This window comes from Flavobacterium sp. UBA4854, assembly GCF_002399805.1.
Taxonomy (GTDB): Bacteria; Bacteroidota; Bacteroidia; order Flavobacteriales; family Flavobacteriaceae; genus Flavobacterium; species Flavobacterium ginsengisoli.
This window is the reverse complement of record NZ_DHEI01000008.1, coordinates 11677-23229: the sequence shown is the minus strand read 5'-3', so window position 1 is coordinate 23229 and position 11553 is coordinate 11677. Positions and strand designations below refer to the sequence as shown.

Annotated in this window: 10 protein-coding genes; 3 read left to right on the top strand and 7 right to left on the bottom strand. The window is 34.2% G+C overall.

Annotated features, from left to right (window positions below; genetic code table 11):
* From B3J44_RS00815 to glp, 7 genes are all read right to left on the bottom strand, one after another.
* The coding region (locus B3J44_RS00815; RefSeq protein WP_286964977.1) for a bifunctional molybdenum cofactor biosynthesis protein MoaC/MoaB at positions 1–596 on the bottom strand (596 nt) is incomplete at its 3' end.
* A gap of 9 nt (positions 597–605) precedes the next feature.
* Positions 606–1037, bottom strand: a complete 432-nt coding sequence (locus B3J44_RS00810; protein WP_263521595.1) for a molybdenum cofactor biosynthesis protein MoaE — start codon at positions 1035–1037, stop codon at positions 606–608.
* A gap of 223 nt (positions 1038–1260) precedes the next feature.
* Entirely contained in the window at positions 1261–2334 is a 1074-nt protein-coding gene (locus tag B3J44_RS00805) for a HesA/MoeB/ThiF family protein (protein ID WP_286964976.1), read from the bottom strand.
* A 10-nt stretch (positions 2335–2344) separates the two neighbouring features.
* Positions 2345–2584: a MoaD/ThiS family protein gene (locus B3J44_RS00800; protein ID WP_286964975.1), complete on the bottom strand. Its 240-nt coding sequence runs from the start codon at positions 2582–2584 to the stop codon at positions 2345–2347.
* Positions 2585–2586: 2 nt separating this feature from the next.
* Positions 2587–3375, bottom strand: a complete 789-nt coding sequence (gene cobA, locus B3J44_RS00795) for a uroporphyrinogen-III C-methyltransferase (protein ID WP_198856372.1) — start codon at positions 3373–3375, stop codon at positions 2587–2589.
* Positions 3376–3381: 6 nt separating this feature from the next.
* Positions 3382–3951 (bottom strand): molybdenum cofactor guanylyltransferase, encoded by a 570-nt coding sequence (locus tag B3J44_RS00790; RefSeq protein ID WP_286964974.1) that lies wholly within the window; start codon positions 3949–3951, stop codon positions 3382–3384.
* A gap of 121 nt (positions 3952–4072) precedes the next feature.
* Positions 4073–5245, bottom strand: a complete 1173-nt coding sequence (gene glp, locus B3J44_RS00785; RefSeq protein ID WP_286964972.1) for a gephyrin-like molybdotransferase Glp — start codon at positions 5243–5245, stop codon at positions 4073–4075.
* A 930-nt stretch (positions 5246–6175) separates the two neighbouring features.
* On the opposite strand from glp, the gene B3J44_RS00780 reads away from it, so the two are divergent.
* The 3 genes from B3J44_RS00780 to B3J44_RS00770 form a co-directional block, all read left to right on the top strand.
* Positions 6176–9307: a SusC/RagA family TonB-linked outer membrane protein gene (locus B3J44_RS00780; RefSeq protein WP_198856375.1), complete on the top strand. Its 3132-nt coding sequence runs from the start codon at positions 6176–6178 to the stop codon at positions 9305–9307.
* A gap of 16 nt (positions 9308–9323) precedes the next feature.
* Positions 9324–10796, top strand: a complete 1473-nt coding sequence (locus B3J44_RS00775) for a RagB/SusD family nutrient uptake outer membrane protein (protein ID WP_286964971.1) — start codon at positions 9324–9326, stop codon at positions 10794–10796.
* Positions 10797–10828: 32 nt separating this feature from the next.
* A partial coding sequence (locus B3J44_RS00770) for a sulfatase-like hydrolase/transferase (protein ID WP_286964969.1) occupies positions 10829–11553 on the top strand: 725 nt, incomplete at its 3' end.

Here is an 11553-nt window from a genome sequence, read left to right as displayed (position 1 = left end):
GTTTTTTCCTGAATAATAGCTAATTCATCTGGAATAATCTCGTAATGAGAAGTTTCAACTCCGTATGAATCTAATTTTTCTACTATTGTTTTTCCAGATCTGTCTTCTTTATCACCTGCAAAAATCGAATCAGAACAAACGAAAACTGCGGCTTTAATTACATTCGGGAATTTATTTTTAAAAGACGATTTTCCGCCTTCTTTATTGATTAATTTGATGGTTGAAATTTCGATTTCTTTGTCAATTGGCTTTAACATATCATACATTGTAAGCGCTACAATCGATGCGCCATGCATGGCTTCAACCTCAACTCCGGTTTTGTAAACGGTTTTTACTTTGAAAACAATATGAATATCTAAACCCTCGATATTGTATTCTACAGAAGTAAATTCAATTGGAAGCGGATGACAATCTGGAATAGACAAATGCGTATTTTTGACCGCAAACAATCCTGCAGTTTTTGCCATTTCGAACACGTTTCCTTTTGGCACTAAATTATTCACAACAGCATCAATTGTTTCTTGTTTGCTTACTTTTACAATTGCGGTTGCGGTTGCGACTCTTAAAGTGCTTATTTTATGCGTAATATCTACCATTATAATTTCTTAGGTATTTTGTTTCCAAGTGAATGTATCGTTTTCAAACATTTCTTTACCAAAAATCGGCACATCTGTTTTTATCCAGTTTACAATTGCTTCTGTGGCTTCATAAACTTGTTTGCGACGTGTTGCCGAAACAAAAACGAACAAACAGATTTCGCCTGCTTTTACAACGCCCAAACTGTGGTAAATGTGCATGCAAGTTAAATCAAATTTGGCAAAGGCCTTTTCGCGAATGGCATACAAAGCTTCATTTGCCATGTCTTTATAGGCCGAATAATCGATTGCTACGACTGTGTTATCATGAATAACATCGGCACGAACTTGTCCTAGAAAAATATTATGCGCTCCAATCGTATGTTTTGATTGATGTTTAGCGATTGATTCAGCAATAAACTCAGGAGCAATCGGTCCTTCTACAAATACATTTTTACTCATTTTTTATGTTTTTTTTGCCACAGATTATATGGATTAAAATGATTTTTCTTTTGCCACGAATTACACGAATTTTCACGAATTAAAACTCAATATTGTCATTTCGACGAAGGAGAAATCTTCGCAAGGAACTCCTCACAGTAATTCACCAATCTTTGTCGAGCTACTCGCGAAGATTTCTCCTTCGTCGAAATGACAAACTAGACGAACATTTTAAAACCTATGACTATATTTTTATTTCTTGTAATAACTGCTTCATTGCTAAAGCGCCTCCAGCAATGCTTTTTATATTTTTAAATTGATATTTTTGAAGCAATTCGGCCGCAATTTTACTTCTAATTCCAGATTGGCAAAAAACGTAAATAGTTTGATTTGAATTCAATTTTTTAATTTCACTTTCTAAATGCAGCAACGGAATTTGAATACTATTTTTCAATTTGATTTTTGGCGCTTCATCTTCATTTCGAACATCTAAAAAAAGAACCTCATCGTTTTCTATTTCATTCAAAAGAAGTTCAAATTTTATTTCTTCAATCTGATTTTCAGATGAATTGTATTTCTGTTCGAAATCTTCTTTGGTCATTTCTAATTTTGAACTCTTTTCGAAATCATATTTCTGCTGTTCGTTATTTAAAATATTATAAACCAATATTTTTCCGCTTAAAACTTCTCCAACTCCAAGAATCATTTTTAGAACTTCATTGGCCTGAAACATTCCGATAATTCCAACGGAAACTCCAATTACGCCAGCATCTTCACAATTTGCCGCATTCGAATTTTCATCAGGATACAAACATCTGTAAGTTGGTCCGTTTTGATAATTGAAAACTGAAACTTGTCCTTGGAATCTAAAAATCGATCCGTAAACCATTGGTTTATTGCTCACTAGACAAGCATCATTAATTAAGTATTTTATCGAAATATTGTCTGTTGCATCAACAATAATATCGTATTTTTCGAACAATGAAATTGCATTTTTTCCAGATAATTTTTCTTCAAAAACATTCACTTTCACTTCCGGATTCAGTTCTGAAAGCATTGCTTTTGCTTCTATAACTTTTCTTTTTCCAACCGCCGAAGTTTTATAAATTACTTGTCTATGAAGATTAGAAACTTCAATAAGATCATCGTCAACAATACCAATTTCGCCGATTCCTGCAGCAGCTAGATAAGGCAGAATTGAAGCAGCCAAACCTCCAGCACCAATTACCAAAACTTTAGATTTCAATAATTTGTACTGACCAATATCTCCAATTTCAGGAAGTATAATTTGTCTCTTATATCGTTCCGTTTCGCTCATAAAATTATTTTTAACCTCCGGCAAATGGCGGCAATAAAGCCACAATATCGTTGGTTTTCAATGTATAATCTACTTCTTTTGAAACTATTTTTTGATTTATTGCAACGCTAAAAGTTAGTGATTCGAACTCGTATTTTTGGCTTAAATTCTGCAAAAGTCTCTGCAATGATAATTCTTCTGAAAAAGTTAATTTTTCAAATTCACATTTTGTTTTCTCAGCAACAGCTCCAAAATATTTAACCTCGATCATTTTTATAAATTTAAATTTTGAAAAATGAATTCATCATCAAAATGTTCCTGAAAATATTCTGTCAGTTTTGATGTGTTTTTCACCACTTCACCAATCACGATAATCGCAGGTGATGAAATATTCTTTTCGGATACCAATTTAGTAATTGTACTTATAGTTCCGATTGCTTTTTGTTCTGAATTTTTTGTTCCGTTTTGAATAATTGCGACTGGAAGGTCATCATTTCTATTCTCTTGATAAATCGAAATAATCTCATTTAATTTATGCATGCCCATCAAAATAACAACAGTCGCAGCCGATTTTGATGCTAAATGAACATCTTTTGATAATTCGTGATTTGAAGTTGTTCCCGTTATAACCCAAAAGCTTTCAGCAATTTTACGTTGTGTCAAACTGATTCCTGCTGTTGCTGGAACACCTAAAGCAGACGAAATTCCTGGAACGACAGCGGTTTCTAAGCCAAATTTTACCGCGTAATCAATTTCTTCGCTTCCTCTTCCAAAAATAAAAGAATCTCCTCCTTTTAAACGAACCACATGTCCGTGAAGATTTGCCATTGAAACTATCAAATCGTTAATTTGATCTTGCGTGTACGCGTGGCAGCCTAAACGTTTACCAACAAAAACAATTTCTGCATTTGATGCATATTCTAGTAATTCTTCGTTTACAAGAGCATCATACAGAACTACATCGGCGCTTTCTAAAGCTTTAATTGCTTTTAATGTAATCAATTCAACATCGCCTGGACCTGCGCCTACAATCGTCAATTTTGGTGTTTTTGAATTTCGCATAGTCTTTTAAGTTAAATTGATATTTAGATCATTCAATTCGTCAGCCGAATTAATATTGGTTAAATGAAAGTTTTCACTTTCTTCTATATTAATGATTTGATGAGGCAATTTTGCCAACAAATCCATCATTTTTAATTCATTCGAATCAATTGCTTCTTTAATGGCTGCAACAATATTTTTGGAATAAATTCCAATTAAGGGATGCGTTTTGCTTTCGGATGCAAAAACTGTTATCTCAGCTTCTTTGGTATGTTTTGAAATTAATTCTTGCAATAATTCTGTTGAAATTAATGGAATATCACAACTTAAAATCAGATTAAATTTGGTTTCCGAATGTGACAATGCCGTGTAAATTCCACCCAAAGGCCCTTTGTCTGCAATTAAATCGGGAATTTTTTCATAATCCAAATAATCGTATTCTTTTGATGATGTAATCAATTTAATTCGATCTGTAATAGGCAAAATCGCCTGAATAATGTGTTCGATAAATGGCTTACCTTGAAACAAAACCAATCCTTTTTCTGACTGCATTCTGGTGCTTTTTCCTCCGCAAAGAATAAATACTGATATTTTCATGGTTTCTTTCTTTTTCAGGTTTCAAGCTATATGCTTTTATTTACACAACGCTTTTCAATATTGGAAATAGAATCGCTGTTTTCTTTCTATTTGCTTCTTTCTTCTATCTTTCTAAAAAAAATTAATCAATTGGCAGAATCGTTACCGATGAACCTTTTTTTATGCTTTCAACATCATGAGGGACGATTACTAATCCATTCGCTATTGCGAAAGTATTTAGCATTGCCGAACTTTGTCCTTCTAGAATTTCAACGCTGCTTTCATTATATAATGCTTTTAAGAAAAGTGTTTTTCCTGTAGTATTAGTAATCTGATTCTGTAACTTACGGACAATTTTTGGCAAATGTGTATTAGAAAATCCCATTTTGTTTTTAACCGCAGGATATACGTAGATATAAAAATTAGTTAATGACGATGCTGGATTTCCTGGTAAGGCAAATACCAAAGTGTCTTTTTTAGCACCAAAAAACATGGGTTTTCCAGGTTTCTGATTGATTTTATAAAAAAGTTCCTGTACTCCATTTTTCAATAATGCTTCTTTTACAAAGTCATAATCGCCAACCGAAATTCCGCCAGAAATTAATACAATATCATTTTTTTTAAGGAAAGACTGTAATGCTTTTTTAGTCGCTTTTAGATTGTCTTTAACTGTATGAACTTTAACTTTATTAATTCCAATTGTCTGAAGTGCGGCTTGCAACATTACTGAATTGCTTTCGTAAATTTTGCCTTTTGGAAGTTTCTTACCTGGTTTTATCAATTCGTTTCCAGTAATCAAAATGGCAATTTTGGGCTTTTTATAAACTGTTATTTCTGTAATTCCCAAACAAGCTAAAAAACCAATTGCTGCAGGAGTAATCAATGTATTGGCATCAAAAACAACATCTTCAGCATTAATCTGTTCTCCTTTATTTCTTACGTTGGCAAAAGCTTCTGGTTTTTTGGCTATCAAAATCGAATCTTCATTAGCCATAACATGCTCCTGCATTACAACAGTATCTGCATTTTTAGGAACATAAGCTCCTGTAAAAATACGTACTGCTTCATTTTCTTTTAGTTTTATATTGTTATGATCTCCCGCTTTAGAAGTTCCAACCACATCAAATTGATGCCTAATAGAATGTGTAAAAGCATATCCATCCATTGCTGATTGGCGAAACGGTGGCATTGAAATAGGCGAATAAACTGTTTCTGCCAAAATATATCCTAACGCTTTACTCACCGAAATTTTCTGCGTTGATAAAACCGAACTATTTGCCGCAACAATTTCTAAGGCTTCTTTTACTTCTATCATTTTCTTTTTAATTATAAAACTAAGTAAAAATACTTATTGCAAATATAAGTATTTATCATTAGGTTGGTTCAAAAAATTCTATTTTCTTTTAATACCTATAAAATTACTTTAATTTATTCAAAATCAACTTTAAATTCTTATTTAGATTTTACAAAATTAAAGCTAGAAATTGCTTTATAGAGCTTTTTTACTTCATTTGAAATTCAAAAAACCCATTTTAGAGGGAATTTAAGAATAAAAAACAAGAGTAAATTACTACAATTTTGCATGGTTTTTAAATTATTCTTTAACAATTATCTCAAACTCAATTATCTTATCAAGTCCTTTAGAATAAGGCATTCGCAAAAAATAAGGATATTCCACAAGGCTTGTAGCAGCATATTTTTCAAAAAAAGTGCATCAAATTTTTGGTTTTTATTATATAAAATTTAACTTTGTCTATAGGATTAGTAGAGTTTAAAATAGTATTTCAAACCTTAAAAACTATTATTGTGAAAACAACAGAAAGCATATCGCGTTACATTCTTCGTAAAAACTACACTTATAGCACTATTTGTTATATGTGTATCTGTTGTTAATAATCTACATATTTTGTTTGCCTTTAGATTTCATATCGAAGCAAATCTTTTAAAACACCACCAAAAATATTTACTGAATTTAACCAAAGGTCTCTTTCGATGCAATTATTTGTATTGGAGCAGATTCTTGAAACTATATCTATTATTCAATAAATTAAATAACTAACAATTAAAAAAAAACTAAAATGAAAACAATGCAAAGCTGTTGCTGTAAATAAAAAAAGCCATTTCTGCGGCAACAGAAATGGCGAGGCTTAAAGAAACATTTATCACTAAATCAAGAACACTTTTAGAGTGCTGTATAAACAGTGCTCAGGGCGTCTTGTTAATTACTTAAAACCAGTACAAAGAAATGAAAAAAAAATTAAACCTATATATACTCTTGCAGTTGCTCTTTATAACGGCAGGAATACAAGCCCAAAATACCACACCTCTTATTCAATCTAAACTTGACGGAACTGTTGTAGATGCTATTACAAATCAGCCTATTATAGGGGCTTCTGTCAATATTAAAGGAACAACTCACGGAGTTGTAACAGATACTGAAGGAAAATTTTACTTTCAAACGGGACAAAAATTTCCTTATACTTTGATCGTAAGCTACATTGGATATAAAAAACTAGAAGTCACTGTTGAAAAAAACCCTGTTATTATTAGTCTTAGAGAAGAACGCCAAGAATTAGACGAATTGGTAGTTGTTGGTTATGGAACTCAAAAAAGAAAAGACATTACAGGTTCTGTCGCTTCGGTTCCAAAAGCCAATTTATCTCAGGTGACTTCTTCGGCAGATAACCTATTAAGAGGCGCTGTAGCGGGAGTTGTAGTCACACAAAGTTCTGGCCGTCCTGGAGCATCATCGAGTGTTCGCATTCGCGGAGGAAACTCGATTACTGCTGGTAACGAACCGCTTTATGTTGTTGACGGAATTTTAATTTACAATGATAACAGCAACAGTTCTGCAGGAGTAACTTATGCTGGAGCCAGCGTAAATGTTCTTTCTACAATTAATCCTGCTGATATAGAATCTATTGAAGTTCTGAAAGATGCTTCTGCAACTGCAATTTACGGTTCTCGTGGTGCAAATGGAGTTGTCATTATTACGACTAAAAAAGGAACAAAAGGTCAAGATAATATTTCATACCAAGGTTATTTCGGATTCCAAAATATTTCAAAGAAACTGAAATTAATGAATGCCAGTGAATGGGCAAGTTTAAGAAACGATGTTCAGGCAAGTATTGGTCAAGCGCCTTCTTTTTCTCCAGAGCAAATCGAAGCTTTAAAAACTTCTGGAAATTACGATTGGCAATCTGCTGCTTTTGTTACTGCAGCACCTGTTCAAAACCATAACTTATCTTTTTCTGGCGGAGACGAAAAATCCAGATATGCAATTTCTGCAGGATATTTTGATCAAGACGGTATTGTTTTAGGTTCTGATTTTAAACGTATTTCGCTTCGTGCCAACTATGAAAGAAACTATTCTCAGAAATTTAAATTTGGAGTAAATGCCAATTATACCAATTCAATTGCAAATGGTGTTGGTACAAATGGAGGCGCAGCGGCTGGAAGAAATCCGAACCCGCTTGTTAGTGTGCTCTTAACAGCTCCTGTCGTACCTATTAAAAATGCAGACGGAAGCTATAATGTAACCAACAATCCTTATGCAACTTCTGTAAATGGTTATGTTCCAAATCCGATTAACGATTTGGATAATACAATTAACGAAACCAAATTAAACCGAATTCTAACCAGTTTATTTGGCGAATACAAATTCAATAAAGAATTAACTGCAAAAGTGGCTGTAAGCGGTGATGTTTTAAATACAAAACAAAATTATTATGCGCCATCAAACACAACAACAGGAGCGGGAACAAAAGGTTTAGCTTCTATTGGAGAAAGATCAGTAGGTTCTGTTTTAAACGAGAATACATTGAATTATAATACTCATTTTGGCGAGAATCATAAGTTTTCTGCCTTGGGAGGTTATACGCTTCAATATACAAAAGGCGAAGTTGTGAATGCTGGCGCTCAAACTTTTGTTAATGATGCCAATACTTACAATGCTATTCAAGATGGTGTACCAGTAAAACCATACAGCGATGCTTATGAAAGTGTGTTAAAATCTTGGTTAGCGAGAGTGAATTATTCATATAAAGGAAAATACAACTTTACGCTTTCAGGTCGTGCGGATGGTTCTTCTAGATTTGGTTCAGAATCGCTTTGGGGTTATTTTCCTTCTGCGGGATTTTCATGGAATATTACTGACGAAGAATTTGCCAACAATATTAAAGGCGTAACTGAAGCCAAACTGAGAATTACAGCAGGAACAACAGGAAACCAAGAAATTGGAAATTATCTTCCACTTGCTTCAATGGGATCTGTAAATTACTCTTTTGGAGGAACTTTATACACTGGTCTTGCTCCTACTCGATTGGCAAATCCAGATCTAAAATGGGAAAAAACAAACCAATATAATGTTGGATTGGATTTATCATTATTGGACCGAAAAATCAATTTTGTTTTTGATGTGTATTACAAAAAGACAAAAGATTTATTAATTAACGTTCCTGTGCCTTTGAGTTCAGGTTATGCAACTGTGCTTCAAAACATTGGAGGAGTTGAAAATAAAGGTTTTGAAGTTGGTTTAACTACCGAAAATATCAAAACAGAAAACTTCGCTTGGAATTCAAACATTGTATTTTCTCTTAACCGAAATAAAGTTACTGAAATTGGAAATGGCGTAAACGAATTTTTCCCAGTAGTTCCAAATGGTTCTTTATTACAGCAGCAGCCAGTTATTGTAAAAGTAGGTTTGCCTTTGGGAAGTTTCTGGGGATACAAAACCAACGGAATTTTTCAGACTCAGGAAGAAGTTAATACACAACCAAAAATCAACAGTTTAGCAAATACAAAAGTTGGAGATAGAAAATATGTTGATACAAACGGAGATGGTGTAATTACAGCTCTTGACAAAGGAAATCTAGGAACTTCTCAGCCAAAATTTGTTGGAAGTTTCAGCAACACGGTTTCATACAATGATTTTGATTTGAATTTCTCTTTTCAAGGAGCTTACGGAGGAAAAATCTTCAATGCTTTAAATCAGCAATTAGAAATTTCTACGCTTGGGACTAATGCAGCAGCGACTTTAAATGATCGTTGGACACCAACCAATCCGAGTAATGAAATTCCGAGAGCTTCTAGTTCTCCACTAGGAATTGTTTCTGAACGATACGTAGAAGATGCTTCTTTCTTACGATTAAAATTAATCACTTTAGGATACACTTTACCAAAAAGCGTTTCTAAAAAACTGGGAACAAAAAGCGTAAAAATCTACGTTTCAGCAGAAAACTTAATTACATGGACAAAATACACTGGCTATGATCCAGAGGTAAGTTCATACGAACAAAACAACTTATATCCGGGAATTGACTTTGGTTCTTATCCAAACTCTAAAACATTCATCTCGGGCTTGAACGTAACTTTCTAAGTAAAAAAATATCAAAATGAAAAAGATCATTATAACATTCCTTTTAAGTGCAGGCCTATTGGCATCGTGCGCTGATCTAGAGGTAACACCTACCTCTTTTGTAACCGAAGACAATTATTTTGTCACTCAAGATGATGCCGTTGCAAGTGTAACTGCCGTTTACGCTTCTTTAAGCCTTGATCCAGGCGAGCAAAGTTTGTTTGGAAGAAACCTTTATTTCTTGACTGATATGGGATCTGATTATGCAGCTGCAGGAGTTTCTGCAACAAATCCGCAGGTTAGAGCAATGAGCAGTTTAACGCATGATGCAACTAATGACCGCGTTCAGGTAGCTTGGAGACAAATTTATAACGGAATCAATAGAGCCAATGTTTCTATTGACAATATTTCGAAAGTTTCTGGTTCTGAAGTAATCAAAACTAGATTAATTAATGAAGCTAAATTTATTAGAGGACTATTATATTTTCAGGCAGTCCGTCTTTGGGGCGGCGTTCCGATTGTTTTACACGAATCTACTTCTATCAATTTGGGAGATTTAAAAACTAATCGTTCAACAGTTGACGAAGTTTACAATCAAATCATTAAAGATTTGACTGATGCCGAAGCTTTACCCAAAACCTATACTGCAGCAGATGCTGGGCGTGCTACTTCTGGTGCTGCAAAAGCAATTTTAGCCAAAGTGTATCTAACTAGAAAAGACTGGCCAAATGCTATTGCAAAATCTAGAGAAGTTATTAATGGAGGTTACGGATATGCTTTGTTTGAAGATTTTCAAGACATTTTCACTAAAACAAAAAAGAACGGGAAAGAACATATTTTCTCGGTTCAATTTGAGCCAAATCAAGCAGGAAATGGTTCTAGCGGAAGCACTTTTCAAGCAACTTCTTTTACTGGATTTACAGCAACAGAACCAGCAGATATTATCTCAGACGTCGCTTTGTTCTATGATATTTATGCTCCTGGTGATAAAAGAAGAGATGTGAGTTATGCCAAACAATTGCTTAATCCGTCAACGGGAACACTTTATACTTTTCCGAAACCAATCTTCAAAAAATACTTGGATTTGTCTAATCTGGCAACACCTTCAAACGTAGCGATCAACTTTCCTGTTATTCGTTATGCGGACATTCTTTTGTCTTTAGCGGAAGCGATAAATGAACAAGGTGGACCAACTGCAGAAGCTTACGAATTAATTAATCAAGTGCGTAGAAGAGCTTTTGGAAAAGATATTACAACTCCAGATGCAACTCTTGATTTATCTGGATTAGATCAAACTTCTTTTAGAGCAGCAATTCAAGAAGAGCGCAAAAAAGAATTTGTTCAAGAAGGACAGCGTTGGTACGATTTGGTAAGATGGGGAACATTGGTTACCGAAGTGAAAAAAGTAACGGCTAAAAATTCAGTTTCAGAAAGAAATAATCTTTATCCGATTCCGCAAAGCGAAAGAAATATTAACCCAGATGGATTACCTCAGAATCCTGGATATTAATTCAAACCATATAACTAGAAAACTATAAAACAATGAAAAATTTTAAAAATAGCATTTCAATCAAAGGCTCTAAGAAAGGGCTTTTGATTACTGCTGTCCTAATTGCACAATTAGGATTTGCACAGGACAAACAAGAATTTAAGGGCACAATCGGTAAAACTTTAGCTGATTCTAAAGAATATTGGCCAGAACCTGTAACGGCTCCAAAAGGCGCTCCGAATATTGTTTGGATTCTTTTGGATGATGTTGGATTTGGGGCTTCAAGTACTTTTGGAGGCTTAATCAATACGCCTACTTTTGATAATCTTGCTAATAACGGACTTCGTTATACTAACTTTCACACAACAGCGATTTGTGCTCCTACCCGTGCTGCTTTATTGACAGGTAGAAATTCAGGAAGAGTTCACGTAAGCGGATTTTCTCACACTATTCTTTCTGCAGGTTTCCCAGGTTGGGACGGAAGAATTCCTTCTGATAAAGGAACTATTGCTGAGATTTTACGTGACAATGGCTACAACACTTTTGCGGTTGGAAAATACGGGGTTACGCCAGACGAAGATGCTACAGATGCAGGCCCGTTTGACAGATGGCCAACTGGAAAAGGTTTCGATCATTTCTACGGATTCTTAGGTTCTCAAACCGATCAATACAATCCTGATTTGGTAGAAGATCAAACTCATATTAAACCTGATGGACGCCACTTAAATGAATTGATTACAGACAAAGCTATCAGTTATATTCAGAAACAGCAAAAAGC